This window comes from Flavobacterium salilacus subsp. salilacus, from assembly GCF_004634195.1.
GTDB classification, from domain to species: domain Bacteria; phylum Bacteroidota; class Bacteroidia; order Flavobacteriales; family Flavobacteriaceae; genus Flavobacterium; species Flavobacterium salilacus.
The window spans coordinates 45,478-63,661 of the sequence record NZ_SKBP01000004.1; the positions used below are offsets into that span (position 1 = coordinate 45,478).

The following is an 18,184-nucleotide window of genomic DNA, read 5'->3' on the forward strand; positions in this document are numbered from 1 at the left end:
TTTTTTTCAATATAGAAAAAAAACATGACTCACAGTGATTGTAAGAAATATTTGCTGAATATTTTATTATGGAAAAGGCTTTTACCGAATTGATAATTTATGGCTGTAAATATTTCCATTACTGCCTGTAACCTGCAACAAATACAACCCGGAAGGTAACCCTTTTACATCAACAGTATTATCTGCACTATTAATATTGTTTTGCTGTAACAGCTTACCGCTCATATCATAAATCGTAACGTTGTTTGCTACTATGTTACTGCCTGCCTTTATCGTTACCAAATCATTGGCAGGGTTAGGGTAAACTGAAAATACAGAATTGGTAAAACCGGGCACGCTCAACTCGGTATCTACAATACGGTACACATTACCGCTGCCACTGCCGGCAATGTATAGCTCGCCGTTTACATCCTCGCCAAAGGTGGTAAAAAATTCTCCTTCAAAAGCATCAGTATAAGTTATCTCCATAGCGCTATCCAAAAGCCCTATTTTATTATTACAATAATCAGCAAAAAGATATATGCCCTGTAACCCCGGATAGGTATCTCCGGTATATGCATAGCCCCCTGTTACAGAGCAGCCATTGGTTTCCGTATGGGTATATTCGGCTACAGGAAAAGTGTACATTTCTACAAGCGAGCATCCGTCAGAATTATACTCAGCGCTACCCTCAAAACAACGCCACCCAAAGTTGTACCCCCCTGTTGTTGGGTCAACTTTATTAATTTCTTCTATTTCGCCCTGCCCTACGTCGGCAATCCACATATCGTTATTTATTTTATTAAAGGAAAACTTCCATGCGTTGCGCAATCCGTATGCCCATACCTCATCAGCCCCGTCAATACCTACAAAGGGGTTATCGGCAGGTATGCCATACGGCGCAGCACCATCCACATCAATGCGCAGCATTGCACCCAGTAGTGTATTAATGTTTTGCCCGTTGCCGTTAGGGTCGCCACCACTACCGCCATCGCCCATAGAAATATACAGGTAACCATCAGTACCAAAACGAATACAGCCCCCGTTATGGTTAGAAAAAGGCTGATCTACCGTCATAAGTATCATAGCACTGTCCGCATCGGCAACATTGGTGTCATCCTCGCTTACGGAATAACGCGCTATAACGGTAGCGCCTGATGTGTTGGTGTAATTAATATAGAAAAAGCCATTGATGGCATAATCCGGGTGAAAGGCAAGCCCCAACAAACCCCTTTCGCTGCCCGAAGATATAAGATTATCAACATTCAAAAAGGGCGTCGCGTTAGTTGTACCATCTGCATTCAGCACCTTAATCATTCCGCCCTGTTCTACTACAAAAAGTCGGTCATCGCCCGCATGTGCTATCTCAGTAGGGGAATTAAACCCCGAAGCAAAAAGTTCCAAATCTATCGTTTGTGCAAACGAAAGACCTGAAAGCATAGTAAGAATAAATAGTAATTTTGTTTTCATAGCGGTTTTATTTGTATGTTACTATGCTAATTTAAGGATAATTAGAAGATTTAACGTTAGTATTATGAAAATTATATACAAACAGACTTGCAACAAAAAAACAACCCCTGCTTTCGCAAGGGTCGTTTCGGGTTATTGAGTTAGTTAGATTACAAATTCGCTATTATTTTGTCCTTGGGATACCTGACTTTATAACTGATACGCACTTTTTTGGTTTCGCCCGGTTTCAGGTTAAGCTCCCACGTGAGTATGCCTGTTTCGGTATTTACTTTTGCGCCGTCATCTTTCAGCAGTTCCACTTCAATTTCTTTGTCGGTGCTTATGGGGTACTGGTCTTTCAGTATTAGCTCAACAGCTTCTTTTTTATTGTTTCGCACCGTAATATCATAAGTAAATGTTTGCTCTTTGTAGGACGACAGGAATTTACTACCCGATTTATCGGCTACTTTTTCTCTTTTAATCGAGATTTTTTTATCCCTGCCCATACTCAATCGTAAAGTATCGGTCGTTTGGTTCGGGTCTATATAGGTTTTACCAATATACATCCCTTCAAAAATGATATTTGCCTCACCCTGCAACAGGTTGTACTGCGAATAATCTTTAAGCTCTGCCAAAAGGAAGGCTTCTTTTTCCAGTTTTGGTACGGCATAATGTTTATAGGTAGCCGGCAACTTGATTTCTTTAAGGGTTACGCTGTGTTTTTTACCATTGCTAAGTATATCATACGGCACATCAATATCAAATGAAACGTTAAGTTGGTTTTCGCTTATTGTGGTATAATCAGATATTGTAGATTCTTGTACATCTTCGTATGCTTTCCCTTTATTTATACTACTGGCACCTCTTATTGCTATCGTATTCATAACTGCATTACTATTATCATACCCTCTATAAATAACTCCAAATCGTAAAAACCATGCCTGTAATAACGGTGCCTGGTTGTTTTGGTTCGGCATACCGCTGGACAGCGTGAGTTTTGCCTTTTTCCAGTCAATACCCGTTTGCTGTACCACCTGTGCTTTATACAGCATATTTATCGGCTCGCTGATGTTATCGGCTCGCAAGTCGTAAAACGGCGACCATGATGCACCTGTGGTTAGGTAGTTTATTTCGAGCGGCACATTGCCTGCCACATCATTCATTACCTGTAGTACGAGCTTCCCTTTCGATGTTTTTTCTTCTTTGTTAATGTTGGTTTCCAGCCTGCTTCTCAGTTCGCTCAGGGTTACATTCAGCTTGTTGAGTTTGTTATTCAACTCATTTTCAGACAGTGCAATTTCTTTACGTTTCGCTCTGTAATACTCCACCAGCTTGGTAAGCTCATCCACACTCAGCCCGCTTTGCTGCCCTGCTACCTGCTGATTCCTATCCAAAATTTCCAACGACTTTTGCTCGGTATATTTAGCAATGTTTACATTTTGGATTTCTTTTTCTACCAACGTAATACTGTCGCGTACCTTTTTCAATACAGGCGAGCTTTCGTCAGGTTCAAATTCCGAAATATAATCGCGGGTAAACTGTACTGACAATACCGTGAGGCTTTCGGGCGCGCCAATGCGTACTGTGCTTTCGTTAACATAGTCGGCAACGTTTTTAATCACTATTTCGGATGTTCCCGAGGGTAGTGTAGCCGATGCCGTTTGGGTTATCTCGGCAGCGTTAAAATATACCGTTGCTGCTGTTACCTTTGCCGATGTAAATACCGGCTTTTGTGCATAAATGATGCTGCTGAAGAGCAGGCATACAAAAAGTATCTTCTTCATAATTATCGTGTTTAATTATAAAGAGCATCATTTTGTAAGAAAGGTTGGGACAGCCCAAAAAAAAAATTTAATATACTTTGGGAATAGTAAATAAAAAATCGTCTATATCTATCGAATCGTTCGCTATAGCCATAGTGTCTTTTATTTTTAACCTTGCCCGGGCAGGACCGTTAATATATACCTCTTCCTGTTGCAGCGTATCTTCGGGGGTTATCAGTTGCCTGCGCAGCATTAAATCTCTAATATAGGTATTATGCCTTTCGGCGTAAGGTTTCAGTTTGCCCTCATCGTTAAACTGCCACATAAAAGACTTGGGGCGGGGCACTATACTTGCCAGGAAAAGGCACTCGTCAAGCGTAAGTTCTGCCGGCATTTTTTGAAAATAATACTGCGATGCTTCGCCTATGCCATATACATCGGGTCCCCATTCTATCACGTTGAAATAGACTTCCAACATACGCTCTTTACCGGCAATGCGATTGTTTTCCAATATATATACCAGTAGTATTTCTTCCAGCTTTCGCGAAAGCGTTTTTTCGCGGGTAAGGAACACATTTTTTACCAACTGCATACTGATGGTACTTGCCCCGCGCGCAAACTTCTTGGTCTGGATATTTTTAATTATCGACTGGCGGAATGCCTCTGTAATAAACCCTCTGTGATGAAAAAACGAAGGGTCTTCACTCGTCAGTACCGCTTTTTGCAGGTAGGGCGATATTTGGTCTAACGGGGTAAAGTTAGGGTTTTCAGGTCCTACCACAATGGGGCGTTGGCGTACTCCCCTGTCAATAGCCATGTAGGTAAACGCTGTATTGAGTTTGGCAAGATTAGCTTCGCCATATTTGGTAATTTTCAAACCGTCTTTTTTCAGGTTGCTGTCAAAAACCAACTCTTTTGGCTTGTTCTTGTTATACACAAAATCGAGGTCGTAACTAAAGCTGCCTTCCGCTTCCATACCTTCAAAATTACTGAAAAGCCCTTTGGGGAGCGAGGTTATAAAATCCTGTGCCTGCATTTTGGGTATATGTAGCTGTAACTGATATACAGTATCTTTCTCAATACTGTACTTGGCAAAGGGCGTTAGTTTAACATTGTTAAACTGTACGGATGAAGTGCTGTCCAGCTCCATAAAATCTGCCCCGAAAAGAAAATGATAATCAAAACGGGCATTGTTTATCACTACATCTTTCCTGGCAATTTTAGGATGGTTTACCATAAAATCGTTTATGGCTGCAAAACCATCTATATGCAGTTCATCGCCTTCCATATCAATATTTTGAACATTAACACGGATAGAGTCAAATCCTGATTTCAGGTTAAAACGTTCACTAATATAGGGCAACTCAATACGCGAAGTATCGTTATTAAAAAATTTGAGGTCGGTTTGCTTGTTGCGTGGGTCAGCCACCCCCTTTACCTGCCATGACTGTACTTTGTCTTTTTCTGTTACCCCGAATGATGATTCCAGTTGTTTATCGGCAAGGCGCAACGCTGTAAGGTCAATACTTACCTCGCGCCCCATATCATTAAGGCGCAGCGAAAGGTTTTGCAATGTCATATCGGTAGGCACAAGGTTCAGGGCACGGTTAAGCAAACGATAGGCTTTTTTAGCATAATTTACCTTTTCTTTTTCTTTCGGCTCTTCGGTTTTTTTCTTTTTTGCAGAGCGTAAAAAAGCATCAAAGTTTTTACCTTTTTTATTACGCACCAGTTGAATATAGCCATTTTTCATTTCCAGCCTACCCAACTGTATTTTGCCTGTCAGGAGGCGCGATACATTAACATCGGTAGTAAGCGATTGGATATGCAACAGTGTATCGGCATCTTTGGGTACAAGTGTAATACCTTGCATAGTTATACCCGAAAAGCCTTTGAAGGAGGCTTGCTTAACTTCAAACTTACTGTTATAATCACGTTCTATTTTATGGGCTACTTTGGCAATTGCCTTGTTTAGTAATGCATTTCGGAAAATAAAAAATGCTATAACGCCAAGTACTACAAAAACAGCAAATATTTTTACTATTAATAGTACTAATTGTTTCCTGTTTCTTTTTCGCATTATATAAATAATATAAACCTAACCGAAAAGATGCCCCGCAACATCTTCTATTTTTGCTACGAGCTTTATTTCGATAAGGGTGTCTTTTAATGATATTTTATTATACTTAGAAACAAATATAGTGGAGAAACCCAACTTTTCTGCTTCCAGTATGCGCTGTTCTACGCGGTTTACGGGGCGCACCTCGCCCGAAAGCCCTATTTCGCCTGCAAAGCAATAGTCTTTATTTACCGGAATATCCTCGTTAGAAGATAGTATGGCAGCTACTACGGCAAGGTCTATAGCGGGGTCGTCAACATTAATACCGCCTGTAATGTTCAGGAAAACGTCTTTTGCGCCAAGCCTGAAACCTGCTCGTTTTTCCAATACGGCAAGTATCATATTCAGTCGTTTAGCATTATAACCTGTTGCGCTGCGCTGCGGTGTGCCATATACCGCCGAGCTTACCAGTGCCTGCACTTCTATCATAAGTGGGCGCATCCCCTCCATAGTGGTGGCTATCGCCGTACCGCTCAGTTCTTCTTCTTTATGCGATATGAGTATCTCTGACGGGTTGGTTACTTCGCGAAGTCCGCTGCCCAGCATTTCGTATATACCCAGTTCGGCAGTAGAGCCAAATCGGTTTTTCAGCGAACGCAATATACGATATACATGGTTGCGATCGCCTTCAAACTGCAACACGGTATCAACCATGTGTTCCAGTATTTTGGGCCCGGCTATGCTGCCATCTTTAGTAATATGCCCTATCAGGATAACGGGTACATTGCTTTCTTTGGCAAATTTTATCAGTTCGGCAGTGGTTTCGCGAATTTGCGAAATACTCCCCGCCGATGATTCGATATAATCGGTATGCAAGGTTTGTATGGAGTCGATAATAACCACTTCGGGTGCTATCGCTTCTATTTGCCTGAATATGTTTTGGGTTTTTGTTTCGGTAAGTATAAAGCAGTTATCGGCATCTGGGTTTATCCTTTCGGCACGCATTTTTATCTGTTTCTGGCTTTCTTCTCCCGATACGTATAGTGTGCGATAGGGTAACTTTAAAGATATTTGCAGCAGCAAGGTGCTTTTCCCTATGCCCGGCTCTCCGCCCAACAGGGTGAGCGAACCCGGCACTATACCGCCTCCCAACACTCTGTTCAACTCGGCATCGCCGGTATCAAGGCGTTGCTCGCTTGCCGTGTCTATATCTTTAATTTTTAAAGGCTTTGATGCTTTTTTTACTTCGGGAGATGTTGTTGCCCTCCACGCAGGTTTTTCTTCCTTTTGTATTACTTCTTCCACTATGGTATTCCATTCTTTGCAGGCATTGCATTGCCCCTGCCATTTGGAATATTGTGTGCCACAGTTTTGACAAAAGAAAGACGTTTTTACTTTAGCCATCTATATTATTCAACCAGGTTTTTTAGTACCTCTGCTTTTTCTATAATGAGATCCTTAGTATAATCGCCAATATCAGTATAGTTGTACCCTTTCAGGTAGGCACGTATTGCTTTTCGGGTTTCTCCCTTCATTTCGTGGTGCAACCCTTGGTAGTACTCTCCTATTATCATTTTCGGGTAGTCGTCCCGTGCCATATCAGCAAGGTCTTCGAGCTCATCATAGGCGGCATTTTTCATAATGGCAGCTTCTATTGCCTTAAAGTCATTGAGCCTTACTGGAATTTTAATTCCTAAATCGTTACGAATGGCATCATATTTCTTTTTCAGATAATCAACATAGCCTGATGGCAATGTAACAATTTTTTCTTCGTATTCTTTTGACGATATCGGTTGGTATTCTGAAAATATAAAGTAGAGCGAGTTAGGTATGCCCAGTGCTACCAGCGAGTAGTGCGATGCTCCTTCAAACTCTTCAAACTTATATTTTAACTGCGGGTTTTCAATAGCTTTTATATTAACGTTAAGCGTGTCTATTTTTTGCTTTATATTTTTTACATCGCCACTTGCGGTTGCCATATAGTAATAAGTAGGTTGCTTAACCTCTTTAAGTACCTCCGGCACTCGTTTGTCCATCTCTATGGGTAGTATGGGGCTAAAAGATACATAGGCATTAAATACGGGCTTTTCTCTGTACATGAAAAAGTTGAGAAAGCCGGCGGTAAGGTTATGCCCTGCTACTACCTTAAAGGGTGCAACACGGTAATTTTTTTCCATGTAGGGTATTAACTCATTAGCTATAAACTGGTAAAACTGGTCGCCCTGCCCTTCGGGCAATCCTGTAGATTGGTAGGTTTGGGTATCGAATTCCCTGCCTTCTGCTCCGTCGTGATTTACTCCTACAATTATTACCTGTGGCAAATCGTCCCAATACGAGGTGTACGATAATATCCCTTCAAAAGGATCTACTAAATATTCTCCGTCAAGTAGTATCAGTAAGGGATATGTTTTATTTTCATTTTTTTCATAGAGCGTGGGTGTGACGACAGTCACAACCCGGGTATCATTGAAAACCCTTGATGGTACATCTTCCAGTGTTTTTTGGGGGTATAAACAGGAAGAAGCCAACAATATGAATAGCAAATATTTGTATTTCATTGTTTTACGACTTAGTTGAAATGCTATGCAAGGTAATAATTATTTTTTTCTATAAAGTAACGGGAGTAATAAAAATGAGAGCCCGCCCAGAAAAATAACAAATACTATTTGCGATGTCCATACAATCCAACCAAACGCAGTACCTACTGCCTCAGGAACATCGTATAAAAGTAATATTGCGCCAATTACTACCGGATAAACTCCAAAACCTCCATTTGAGAATGTTATGGCAAGGCTGCCTATAACAAAGGAAGTTGCTACAGCGCCAAGACTGATATGGGCAGTTTCGGGCAATGCATATATGCTAACGTAAAACATGGCTACATAGGCTACCCAGATATATAGTGAATGAAGTAAAAATGGCCATTTGTTAGGCATTTTGAAAACGCTGAGGGAGCCTTCTACAAGCCCTGATACTTTTCTTTTAATTTTAAGTACCCACTGTAGGCGCGAATATTTATAGAACAGTATTGTGCCCGCAAAAAGTATTATGAGAACACTGCCGTAAACCAGCAATTCTTCGAGAGGTATTTTTTGCGAAACATACTCTTTAAGCACATCAAACTGTAAAATTAAGGTTACGGAAATGCACAATATAAGAAGGATTAAATCTACAAACCGTTCGGATATTATAGTCCCGAAACCTTTATCAAAAGGCACGCCGCTGTAATTTTTTAATGCTACGGCACGTGATACCTCTCCTGAACGGGGAATGGTAAGATTTAAAAAATAGCCTATACTTATAGCAAAAAAGTTTACTAAAAAGGGAGACTGGTAGCCCATATGCTCTATGGTATATCGCCACCGGTAAGCGCGGGATATATAGCTGGTAAGTGCAAAAAAAAGTGATATTGCCACGTAGCTGTAATCGGCATTTGCAAAATGCCGGAACATCTCCGTACGCTGTTCGGGTGTAAAGCTGTTGTAGCTGTATATAATTAAAAACACTCCCAGCAAAAGCGGGAGTGTTATACTCAATATTGTTTTTGTTTTTTTATTCAAGACGCTCTTATGTTAATGAGTTATCTTTCTCATTAGGGAAAATGATAGCGGGCTTGAATGTTTTTGCTTCTTCAAACTCAAATATACCATAAGAGATGATGATGATGATATCGCCCTTTTGCACTTTTCGTGCAGCAGGACCATTTAAGGTTATTTCACCACTGCCTCTGTTTCCTTTTATAACATAAGTCTCTAATCGCTCACCATTGTTAATGTTTACGATAGCAACTTTCTCTCCTTCAATAATATTGGCGGCATCCATTAAATCTTCGTCAATGGTAATGCTCCCTATGTAATTTAAATCAGCTCCAGTCACCGTAACGCGGTGAATCTTGGATTTTACAACTTGAATTTGCATGGTGCAAAGGTAATTAATTTAATGAAATATTATCTATGAGCCTTACATTGCTTAACATAACTGCAATAAAGGCTCTGTATTTTTTATTTTCCTTCAGCGTAGTGGGTATAAGGTCGTCTTCGGCAGTTATCTCGAAATATTCCAGCTTAAACTCAGGATGTGCCGAAAAAGATTGTGTTACATACTCTTTCACCTCTTCTATAGTCTTAGCTGCAAACTGGTCTTTTGCTGCTGTAAGCGTTTTGTATATCAACGAAGCCGTTTCTTTTTCAGCATCCGTAAGCCTTTGGTTTCTGGAACTCATTGCCAGTCCGTTTGGCTCGCGGGTTATGGGGCATCCCACTATGTTTACCGGAATGTTATTTTTGGCAACCAATTTCTTAACAATTTGCAATTGCTGAAAATCTTTCTCACCAAAGTAGGCATTGGTGGGTTGCACATATTCAAACAGTTTTTTTACTATGGTGCCTACTCCGTCAAAATGACCGGGGCGGTGGCTGCCTTCCATTTGATTTTCTAACCCATCAAAAGAAAATGATACCGATTGTGTGTTGCCATCATACATTTCATCTACAGATGGTGCAAAAACAATAATATCACGACTAACTGTCTCTATCTGCGCTACATCGACTTCCAACGTTCGCGGATATTTTTTTAAGTCTTCAGGGTTATTAAATTGAGTAGGATTTACAAAAATACTGATGACAGTAATATCGTTATCTTTTACAGACTGCTCTAAGAGCGACAGATGCCCACGATGCAATGCGCCCATGGTAGGCACAAAACCAATTGAAGAACCTTTGCTTATATAGCGGGATAAAAGCGACCTTAAATCGGCTTTATTATTGAAAATGAGCATTAAATTTGAATTAAAAATCAGGGCAAAATTAATTATTTAGTTATAAACTGCGTAAAAATGTTTAATTTTGCGTGTTTTTATACCCAATTAAAATAAATTTTGAAGATGGAGGATAAGAGGATATTATATGTATCATCTGAAGTAGTGCCATATTTGGCTGAAAATGAAGTATCTTTAATGTCATACGAAGTGCCGAAAATGATTAATGATCAGGGCGGGCAGATAAGAATATTTATGCCGCGCTATGGTAATATTAATGAAAGAAGGCATCAACTGCATGAAGTAATCCGATTGTCCGGAATGAACTTGGTAGTAAATGATATGGATATGCCGCTTATTATAAAAGTAGCATCTATCCCCAAAGAGCGTATTCAGGTTTATTTTATTGATAACGATGAGTATTTTAAAAGGAAAGCAACATTTAGCGATGAGGATGGTGTACTATATCCTGACAATGATGAAAGAGCCATATTTTTTGCAAAAGGTGTGGTAGAAACCGTAAAAAAGCTAAACTGGGTGCCCGATATTATACACGTACATGGCTGGATGGCTGCCTTACTGCCCGTGTATATGAAGCACTATTATAAAAACGAAGCGCTATTTGCCGACACTAAAATTGTGACCTCTGTATATAACCAGTCGTTTGAAGGCACACTTGATATGGGCATGCTTAAGAAAGTTCTTTTTGACGAAATTCCTGAAGAAGCGGTAAAAGATCTTGAAACACCTGATTATCAAAACATACTTAAAACAGCTATAGCCCACTCTGACGCGGTTATCATATCATCTGAAAACCTGTCTCCCGAACTGACAAAATTTGTTGAAGAGTCAGGAAAACCCTTTCTTCCTTATGTTTCTAAAGATAAATTTTCAGAAGCATATACTAATTTCTATAAAAATCAGGTTTTATAGTAAATCATTAAAAAACTTATATGAATAACCGTTCGTTCTATAAAAAACTTATTCTTGCTTTTAGTATAGTATTCTTCATTGCCTGCGATACTGAGTATAATGACATTGGCGCAAATATTATAGATGAAGATATACACCACGACATGCTTGTGCACGAAGCCCGCGTGGTGGCTACCGATGTGGGCACAGGAGCTGTACAGGCAAACAATTTACCCATAAACTTGCTTGGGGTATATGATAACCCTGTTTTTGGCAAAACTGTTGCCAGCTTTGTCAGCCAGGTAGAACTTGCAAGCGTTAACCCAACTTTTAGCAGCCCTGTTATAGACTCTGTATATCTGTACGTACCTTACTTTAGCACACTGGAGAGCACCTCAGAAACAGGAGAAGGCACTTATACGTTAGACTCTATTTACGGAAACATCAACTCTAAATTCAGGTTGCACATTTATGAAAATAATTATTTCCTGAGAGATACCGATCCCGGTTCAGGCGATGCCTCTGCACAAAAATACTATTCTAACGACAGAGGTTTGGTTGAGTCCAACAGAGGTACAACATTACTTAATAATAATGGGGCTGAAAGTCAAAACGAAGCATTTGCATATAGTGCCACAGAGGTAAAAAGAAGATATGGCAGTAGCGGCACTGTTGCCGAAACCTTTGCTCCGGGTATGTTCCTGTATCTGGATAACGAATTTTTCCAGTCTAAAATACTAGATGCAGGCGCTTCGGGCAACTTGCTTAATAATAGCGTATTCAGAGAATATTTCAGAGGACTTTATTTTCAGGTAGAACAAATAGGCGACCAGTCAGTAATGGGCATGCCGCGATTTGACCAAGGTAAGATTACTATAAAATATACTGATGATGAGCTTGACCTTGATGGTAACCCGGTAATTGAAAACGGAGTTGTACAGAGGGAAAGCAAATCGCTTACAATAAACCTTATAGGTAATACTATTAACTTTTTCGACAATACCTATTCCTCACCATTCACAACAGCCATTACCAATAACGATGGCGCAACGGGCGATGAACGCTTATACATTAAAGGCGGAGCAGGATCTATGGCAGCTATAGACATACTTAGTGATGAGGATATCGCACTATTAAAAGCGGAAAGAATACTGGTTAATGATGCAAGCCTTACTTTTTATATAGACAGAGAGGCTATGGCAGGTGTTAAAGAGCCTATGAGGCTATACCTTTATGACCTTACCAACAAAAGACCTTTATACGATTACAGTATAGACAACACATCGAGCAATGCCCAGCCGAAATACAACAAATTTGTACATGGCGGTATAATTAGTTATGATGATGCCGATGAAAGAGGTATTAGCTATAAAGTGAGAATTACTAACCATATCAGCAATATTATAAATAAAGACTCTACTAATGTTAAGATAGGTCTTGTTGTTACCGAAAATATTAATGTTATTACCAATGCCGCTCTGAAAAATTATTTTACCACAGGCAGTACAGAGGTTAAAACCGTTCCTGTATCATCTGTAGTACATCCGTTCGGAACGGTGCTATATGGCAGTAACAGTAATGTACCCGAAGAGAAACGCCTTAAACTTGAAATTTTTTATACTAAACCAAATTAATTTATTAACTTATGTGTGGAATTGTTGGTTACATTGGGCACAGAGAAGCATATCCTGTAATTATTAAAGGTCTTAAAAGACTGGAATACAGAGGTTATGACAGTGCAGGAGTTGTCCTGTTTGACGGCAACGACTTAAAGCTTTCTAAAACAAAAGGTAAGGTTTCTGACCTTGAAGAAAAATCACAGAAAGAAATTTCTGTTACGGGTACAATAGGCATTGGTCATACCCGATGGGCAACGCATGGTGTTCCTAATGATGTAAACTCACATCCGCACTATTCTAATTCAGGTAACATAGTAATTGTACACAATGGTATTATAGAAAACTATGAGCCTTTGAAAAAAGAGCTTATTGCCAGAGGGTACGTTTTTCATTCAGATACTGATACTGAGGTTCTTGTTAACCTTATTGAGGATGTAAAGAAAAAAGACAACCTAAAACTGGGCAAAGCAGTACAAATAGCGCTTAACCAAGTGGTAGGTGCTTATGCCATTGCTGTATTTGACAAAGAAAGACCAAAAGAAATCGTGGCAGCCCGTTTGGGTAGCCCGCTTGCCATTGGTATTGGTAAAGACGAATTTTTTATTGCATCAGATGCATCACCATTTATAGAATATACTTCAAACTGCATCTATCTTGAGGATGAAGAAATGGCAATCATCCGTTTGCACAAACCGATGAAAATAAGAAAGATTAAAGATGACTCTTTGGTTGACCCTTACGTTCAGGAATTGCAAATGAACCTTGAGCAGATAGAAAAAGGCGGTTATGACCACTTTATGCTTAAAGAAATTTATGAGCAACCAACGGTTATAAAAGACACCTATCGCGGTAGGCTTCATGCCAACGAAGGTCTTATCAAAATGGCAGGTGTAGAAGATAACCTGCAAAAATTCCTGAATGCCGACAGGATTCTTATTGTAGCATGCGGTACATCATGGCACGCAGGTCTTGTAGCCGAATATATATTTGAAGAGTTTGCACGCATACCGGTAGAGGTAGAATATGCATCCGAGTTCCGTTACAGAAACCCGATTATACGTGAGAATGATGTGGTAATTGCCATATCGCAATCCGGAGAAACTGCCGACACGCTTGCTGCCATAAAACTGGCTAAAGAGCACGGTGCATTTGTATTTGGTGTTTGTAACGTAGTAGGTTCATCTATTTCCCGCGAAACCCATGCAGGGGCATATACCCACGCAGGTCCGGAAATTGGGGTGGCTTCTACAAAAGCATTTACTACACAAATTACAGTATTATCGCTCATAGCGCTTCGTTTGGCTCAGGCAAAAGGTACACTTACCAATTCTGATTTCCACAGGTACTTACAGGAACTGGAACTGATACCCGAGAAAGTGCAACAAGCACTGGAAACCAATGATGCAGCAAAAGCTATAGCCGAGATATATAAAGATGCCCCTAACTGCCTCTACTTGGGCAGAGGGTACAACTTCCCGGTAGCACTGGAAGGCGCATTGAAGCTTAAAGAGATATCATACATACACGCAGAGGGTTACCCTGCTGCCGAAATGAAGCACGGTCCTATTGCGCTTATTGATGAGCAAATGCCGGTAGTGGTTATTGCACAAAAGCAAGAGCATTATGATAAAATAGTAAGTAACATACAGGAAATAAAATCGCGTAGCGGTAAAATTATTGCTGTAGTTACCGAAGGCGACACACAGGTTAGGGCGCTTGCCGACCACGTTATCGAGATACCAAAAACGGTTGATGCGCTTTCGCCATTGTTAACTACTATACCGTTACAATTACTGTCTTACCACATTGCGGTAATGAGAGGTTGTAATGTTGACCAACCACGTAACCTTGCAAAATCGGTTACAGTAGAGTAAAGAATAGTTTTTCTAAATTATATAAAAGCAGCTAAGAACTATTTCTTAGCTGCTTTTTTGTTACGTTTATATCGATAAATTAATCGGAAGATTAAATAAAAGTATGCTCTTTAGTTTTGGTATTTGCCGGCATAAAGGCACGAAGCATGCCGAACCAATTGGTAATTCTAAACTTCTATTTCAAGGTAGTAAAATTACCTATCAAAATTACTGCTTAAAATATTTGGGATAGGGTACCACAAATCTACTCTACTCCTCAATTATTTCGGGAATGTCATCATCAAATGCTAATGACACCAGTGTTTCATCTTCGGGTACGTCGGGGCGAAAATAAATTATGTATTTTCTTGTATCACCAGACTGTAATTTGTATGAAAATTTATCACCTTTGCTGCCCCAATAAGCCTGTACTGATAAAACAACATTATATACATTCCCCTTATCAGTTTTCAGGCGCAGCCGCTTAAAATCTATAGTTATCTCATCCTCACTTTCGTTATCAAAATTCAGAATTATACATGTAGCTACTCCATCTATACTTGTTCGGGTCATTGAAAAATCACTTCCGTAAACTTGCTGCCTTTCAAGATTTGTTACGGTATAGCTAATATTGTCTTGGTAGGTAAACACACTACCGACTTCTACCTGGGCAAAAGAAGAGCCTGTAAAAAACAAGCCGATAAAAGCGAAAAGTAATTTTAAATTCATCGGATCAATCAGCGTTAGGTATTGATTGTACCCAACCTTGTAAAGGTAACAGATTTTTTATTATCACTATAAGTATATATATAAAATTTGTCCCCCACAACGTGAAACATTGTCCCACATTCCTCAAAACAAACCGCCCTTAAATAACAATACTAAAGCTGATTTATAAAAACAGGGGCTTTTATTAAAAAAAATGCAAAATTAATATTGCATAAATCATTCAGAAAAAACTATCTTTGCGCTCGGAAAAAAGAAGTTTTTTCAGGAAATAAATAGCTGTTTAATAAATACATAAGCAATGTCTAAAGTAATAGGAAAAGTTGCACAGATTATCGGGCCGGTTGTAGACGTAGTGTTTGACACTCAGAACGCTGAGCTTCCAAAAATCTATGATTCATTAGAGATCACTAAAAAAGACGGTACACTATTAGTGCTCGAAGTACAATCTCACGTGGGTGAAAACACTGTACGTACAATTTCGATGGACTCGACTGACGGTTTGAGCAGAGGGCAAGAAGTTATTGGTACGGGTGCCCCGATACAAATGCCGATTGGCAGCGACATCTACGGACGTTTGTTTAATGTTATTGGCGATGCTATTGACGGTCTTGGCGATTTGCCTAAAGCCGGCGAAAATGGTTTACCTATTCACCGTCAAGCCCCAAAATTTGAAGATCTTTCAACTTCATCAGAAGTTTTATTTACAGGTATTAAAGTAATCGACCTTATTGAGCCTTATGCAAAAGGGGGTAAAATTGGTCTTTTCGGTGGTGCCGGTGTAGGTAAAACAGTATTGATTCAGGAGTTGATTAACAATATTGCAAAAGGTCACGGTGGTCTTTCGGTATTCGCAGGAGTAGGTGAAAGAACACGTGAGGGTAATGACTTACTTCGTGAGATGCTGGAGTCCGGCATTATTAAATATGGTGAAGACTTTATGCACTCTATGGAAGCCGGCGGATGGGACCTTTCTAAGGTTGACAAACCCGGCATGAGAGAATCTAAAGCTACTTTCGTATTCGGACAGATGAATGAGCCACCGGGAGCACGTGCTCGTGTAGCACTATCGGGTCTTACCATTGCTGAATACTTCCGTGACGGAGCTGGTGAAGCACAAGGTAAAGATGTACTTTTCTTCGTAGATAACATCTTCCGTTTTACACAGGCAGGTTCAGAGGTTTCGGCACTTTTGGGTCGTATGCCATCTGCGGTAGGTTACCAGCCTACATTGGCTACAGAAATGGGTGCAATGCAGGAGCGTATTACATCTACCAAAAAAGGTTCGATTACATCGGTACAGGCGGTATATGTACCTGCGGATGACCTTACTGACCCGGCACCGGCTACAACCTTTGCCCACCTTGATGCTACTACAGTACTTTCTCGTAAAATTGCCGAGCTTGGTATTTACCCTGCAGTAGATCCGTTAGATTCTACTTCAAGGATACTTACACCGCAAATTCTTGGTGATGAGCATTACAACTGTACACAAAGAGTAAAAGAAATTCTACAAAAATACAAACAACTACAGGATATTATTGCTATTCTTGGTATGGAAGAGCTTAGTGAAGAAGATAAACTGTCTGTATCGCGCGCACGTCGTGTACAACGTTTCCTTTCTCAGCCTTTCCACGTAGCAGAGCAGTTTACCGGTATTCCGGGTTGTCTTGTAGATATTAAAGATACCATCAAAGGGTTTAACATGATTATTGATGGTGAACTTGACCACCTTCCTGAAGCTGCCTTTAACCTTAAAGGTACTATTGAAGATGTAATTGAGGCAGGACAAAAAATGCTTGCAGAAGCATAGTCAGTTATTAGTTAACAGTTATCAGTTATCAGGCTTTTAACTATTAACCACTAACTATTAACTTATAACTTATAAAGTATGTTATTAGAAATAGTATCGCCGGAAGGGCACTTATTTAAAGGAGAGGTTACTGCGGTAACCGTACCCGGTGTTGACGGTGAATTTCAGTTGTTAAACCATCACGCCAACATCGTTTCGATACTGGCAAAAGGTACTGTTAAGGTTGCAGTAAATAATTTAAATGCTGCTACTGAGTATTCTCCGATATTTACCCGTAATGATAAAGAGCAAAAATTGTTTCTTGCCATACAATCAGGTACATTGGAGATGAAAGACAATAAGATCATTATTTTGGTTGATTAATTCACTTATATTTACTAAAAAAGCCCTTTTCTGTTAGAAAAGGGCTTTTTTGATTTTGTATACCCACCATCATTGTGATGAGAAACGACAAATAAGCTATTACAGATTGCCGCGCTACGTTTCACTTCGCTCGCAATGACATCATAACTTATTCTTTACCTCTTCTACATACTCCATAATATCACCCGGCTGGCAGTCCAGCTCTTTACAAATCGCTTCGAGTGTAGAGAAGCGTATCGCCTTTGCCTTACCCGTTTTTAATATCGAGAGGTTTGCGGTAGTAATACCTACGCGTTCGGCAAGCTCATTACTGCGCATTTTTCGCTTTGCCAGCATTACATCAAGGTTTATAATTATGGGCATGGCATTATATGGTTAAGTCGGTTTCCTCTTTCAGGAATGTACCTTTCTCAGCTAAGTAATACAATACTAACACGAGTTTCCCTAAAAGATAAACAACAAGAAACATGGGTATCTCTTTAATAAAAACACTAAGGCTACGAAAGAAAAAAACTCCGAAAACACAAACCAATAAATATTTACATTTTGCAAAAATAATAATACCTTCTCCGGCTTTTTTAAACGCAACAGCTTGTTTATCATAAAAAATTTCCCCCTTTTGCAGTCTGTCAAAACTTCGGTATAATATTATTAATATGTAAACCAAATATCCCCACAGTATTGCGCAGAGTATATGAAAATAGGGTAAAGCTTCTGTGCTTATTGCAAGTTCTTTACTAATTGTCGCAAACTCTTCCCTTACCGTATTTTCGAAATCAGCCGGATTTAAAAATGTGGTATAAGCTTTAAAGAGTTGTATTCCTGTAAAAACTATCGTCACAATTATCATAGCACGAACAGCAAGCAAGATTATATTTAAATGATATTTCAT

Annotated in this window: 16 protein-coding genes; 5 read left to right on the forward strand and 11 right to left on the reverse strand. The window is 39.7% G+C overall.

Annotated elements, in window-relative coordinates:
- Nucleotides 1–81 precede the first annotated feature (81 nt).
- The 8 genes from E0W68_RS06260 to panC all read right to left on the reverse strand — a co-directional run bounded on the left by E0W68_RS06260 (nucleotide 82) and on the right by panC (nucleotide 10,027).
- Nucleotides 82–1,449 (reverse strand): PQQ-dependent sugar dehydrogenase, encoded by a 1,368-nt coding sequence (locus tag E0W68_RS06260; RefSeq protein WP_135218564.1) that lies wholly within the window; start codon nucleotides 1,447–1,449, stop codon nucleotides 82–84.
- Nucleotides 1,450–1,598: 149 nt separating this feature from the next.
- Nucleotides 1,599–3,212 (reverse strand): DUF4139 domain-containing protein, encoded by a 1,614-nt coding sequence (locus tag E0W68_RS06265; RefSeq protein WP_135218565.1) that lies wholly within the window; start codon nucleotides 3,210–3,212, stop codon nucleotides 1,599–1,601.
- A 67-nt stretch (nucleotides 3,213–3,279) separates the two neighbouring features.
- Nucleotides 3,280–5,271 (reverse strand): transglycosylase domain-containing protein, encoded by a 1,992-nt coding sequence (locus tag E0W68_RS06270; RefSeq protein ID WP_135218566.1) that lies wholly within the window; start codon nucleotides 5,269–5,271, stop codon nucleotides 3,280–3,282.
- Nucleotides 5,272–5,289: 18 nt separating this feature from the next.
- Complete coding sequence (gene radA / locus E0W68_RS06275; protein WP_135218567.1) at nucleotides 5,290–6,654, reverse strand: DNA repair protein RadA; 1,365 nt, start codon at nucleotides 6,652–6,654, stop codon at nucleotides 5,290–5,292.
- Between the two features lie 5 nt (nucleotides 6,655–6,659).
- A complete protein-coding gene (locus E0W68_RS06280; protein ID WP_135218568.1) occupies nucleotides 6,660–7,808 on the reverse strand; it encodes an alpha/beta hydrolase in 1,149 nt (382 codons plus the stop codon).
- Between the two features lie 39 nt (nucleotides 7,809–7,847).
- The gene (locus E0W68_RS06285; RefSeq protein ID WP_225990342.1) at nucleotides 7,848–8,786 is read right to left on the reverse strand and encodes a lysylphosphatidylglycerol synthase transmembrane domain-containing protein; all 939 of its coding nucleotides are present in this window, start codon (nucleotides 8,784–8,786) and stop codon (nucleotides 7,848–7,850) included.
- A gap of 31 nt (nucleotides 8,787–8,817) precedes the next feature.
- On the reverse strand, nucleotides 8,818–9,168 hold the full coding sequence (panD, locus tag E0W68_RS06290) for an aspartate 1-decarboxylase (protein ID WP_135218570.1): 351 nt from the start codon (nucleotides 9,166–9,168) through the stop codon (nucleotides 8,818–8,820).
- 13 nt (nucleotides 9,169–9,181) lie between these two features.
- On the reverse strand, nucleotides 9,182–10,027 hold the full coding sequence (panC, locus tag E0W68_RS06295; protein WP_135218571.1) for a pantoate--beta-alanine ligase: 846 nt from the start codon (nucleotides 10,025–10,027) through the stop codon (nucleotides 9,182–9,184).
- 105 nt (nucleotides 10,028–10,132) lie between these two features.
- Here panC and E0W68_RS06300 point away from each other — a divergent pair, with 105 nt between their 5' ends.
- Genes E0W68_RS06300 through glmS form a run of 3 tightly spaced genes read left to right on the forward strand, consistent with a single transcriptional unit; the run spans nucleotide 10,133 to nucleotide 14,411 of the window.
- Nucleotides 10,133–10,939 carry a glycogen/starch synthase gene (locus E0W68_RS06300; RefSeq protein WP_135218572.1) on the forward strand — a complete coding sequence of 269 codons (807 nt, stop codon included), beginning with the start codon at nucleotides 10,133–10,135 and terminating at the stop codon, nucleotides 10,937–10,939.
- 20 nt (nucleotides 10,940–10,959) lie between these two features.
- Nucleotides 10,960–12,552 carry a DUF4270 domain-containing protein gene (locus E0W68_RS06305; RefSeq protein ID WP_135218573.1) on the forward strand — a complete coding sequence of 531 codons (1,593 nt, stop codon included), beginning with the start codon at nucleotides 10,960–10,962 and terminating at the stop codon, nucleotides 12,550–12,552.
- An 11-nt stretch (nucleotides 12,553–12,563) separates the two neighbouring features.
- Nucleotides 12,564–14,411 carry a glutamine--fructose-6-phosphate transaminase (isomerizing) gene (gene glmS / locus E0W68_RS06310; RefSeq protein WP_135218574.1) on the forward strand — a complete coding sequence of 616 codons (1,848 nt, stop codon included), beginning with the start codon at nucleotides 12,564–12,566 and terminating at the stop codon, nucleotides 14,409–14,411.
- Between the two features lie 249 nt (nucleotides 14,412–14,660).
- On the opposite strand, the gene E0W68_RS06315 is transcribed toward glmS, so the two are convergent.
- Nucleotides 14,661–15,119, reverse strand: coding sequence for a hypothetical protein (locus tag E0W68_RS06315; RefSeq protein WP_135218575.1), 459 nt, complete (start codon nucleotides 15,117–15,119; stop codon nucleotides 14,661–14,663).
- 298 nt (nucleotides 15,120–15,417) lie between these two features.
- Between E0W68_RS06315 and atpD the strand changes: the two genes are divergently transcribed.
- Together atpD and E0W68_RS06325 are read left to right on the forward strand one after the other, a co-directional pair.
- On the forward strand, nucleotides 15,418–16,929 hold the full coding sequence (gene atpD / locus E0W68_RS06320) for a F0F1 ATP synthase subunit beta (RefSeq protein ID WP_135218576.1): 1,512 nt from the start codon (nucleotides 15,418–15,420) through the stop codon (nucleotides 16,927–16,929).
- A 78-nt stretch (nucleotides 16,930–17,007) separates the two neighbouring features.
- On the forward strand, nucleotides 17,008–17,292 hold the full coding sequence (locus tag E0W68_RS06325; RefSeq protein ID WP_135218577.1) for a F0F1 ATP synthase subunit epsilon: 285 nt from the start codon (nucleotides 17,008–17,010) through the stop codon (nucleotides 17,290–17,292).
- A gap of 141 nt (nucleotides 17,293–17,433) precedes the next feature.
- Here the strand turns inward: E0W68_RS06325 and E0W68_RS06330 are convergent, their stop codons facing one another.
- Both E0W68_RS06330 and E0W68_RS06335 read right to left on the reverse strand, forming a co-directional pair.
- Nucleotides 17,434–17,655 (reverse strand): helix-turn-helix domain-containing protein, encoded by a 222-nt coding sequence (locus E0W68_RS06330; protein WP_135218578.1) that lies wholly within the window; start codon nucleotides 17,653–17,655, stop codon nucleotides 17,434–17,436.
- A 4-nt stretch (nucleotides 17,656–17,659) separates the two neighbouring features.
- Nucleotides 17,660–18,184 (reverse strand): DUF2975 domain-containing protein, encoded by a 525-nt coding sequence (locus tag E0W68_RS06335; protein ID WP_135218579.1) that lies wholly within the window; start codon nucleotides 18,182–18,184, stop codon nucleotides 17,660–17,662.

What these genes read in the sequence shown, in the direction of transcription:
- glmS (WP_135218574.1), top strand. Translation starts at nt 12,564, where the DNA reads ATGTGTGGAATTGTTGGTTACATTGGGCACAGAGAAGCATATCCTGTA.
- E0W68_RS06300 (WP_135218572.1), top strand. Translation starts at nt 10,133, where the DNA reads ATGGAGGATAAGAGGATATTATATGTATCATCTGAAGTAGTGCCATAT.
- E0W68_RS06325 (WP_135218577.1), top strand. Translation starts at nt 17,008, where the DNA reads ATGTTATTAGAAATAGTATCGCCGGAAGGGCACTTATTTAAAGGAGAG.
- E0W68_RS06265 (WP_135218565.1), bottom strand. Translation starts at nt 3,212, where the DNA reads ATGAAGAAGATACTTTTTGTATGCCTGCTCTTCAGCAGCATCATTTAT.
- E0W68_RS06315 (WP_135218575.1), bottom strand. Translation starts at nt 15,119, where the DNA reads ATGAATTTAAAATTACTTTTCGCTTTTATCGGCTTGTTTTTTACAGGC.
- E0W68_RS06335 (WP_135218579.1), bottom strand. Translation starts at nt 18,184, where the DNA reads ATGAAATATCATTTAAATATAATCTTGCTTGCTGTTCGTGCTATGATA.
- atpD (WP_135218576.1), top strand. Translation starts at nt 15,418, where the DNA reads ATGTCTAAAGTAATAGGAAAAGTTGCACAGATTATCGGGCCGGTTGTA.
- E0W68_RS06305 (WP_135218573.1), top strand. Translation starts at nt 10,960, where the DNA reads ATGAATAACCGTTCGTTCTATAAAAAACTTATTCTTGCTTTTAGTATA.
- radA (WP_135218567.1), bottom strand. Translation starts at nt 6,654, where the DNA reads ATGGCTAAAGTAAAAACGTCTTTCTTTTGTCAAAACTGTGGCACACAA.
- E0W68_RS06260 (WP_135218564.1), bottom strand. Translation starts at nt 1,449, where the DNA reads ATGAAAACAAAATTACTATTTATTCTTACTATGCTTTCAGGTCTTTCG.
- E0W68_RS06330 (WP_135218578.1), bottom strand. Translation starts at nt 17,655, where the DNA reads ATGCCCATAATTATAAACCTTGATGTAATGCTGGCAAAGCGAAAAATG.
- panC (WP_135218571.1), bottom strand. Translation starts at nt 10,027, where the DNA reads ATGCTCATTTTCAATAATAAAGCCGATTTAAGGTCGCTTTTATCCCGC.
- E0W68_RS06270 (WP_135218566.1), bottom strand. Translation starts at nt 5,271, where the DNA reads ATGCGAAAAAGAAACAGGAAACAATTAGTACTATTAATAGTAAAAATA.
- E0W68_RS06280 (WP_135218568.1), bottom strand. Translation starts at nt 7,808, where the DNA reads ATGAAATACAAATATTTGCTATTCATATTGTTGGCTTCTTCCTGTTTA.
- panD (WP_135218570.1), bottom strand. Translation starts at nt 9,168, where the DNA reads ATGCAAATTCAAGTTGTAAAATCCAAGATTCACCGCGTTACGGTGACT.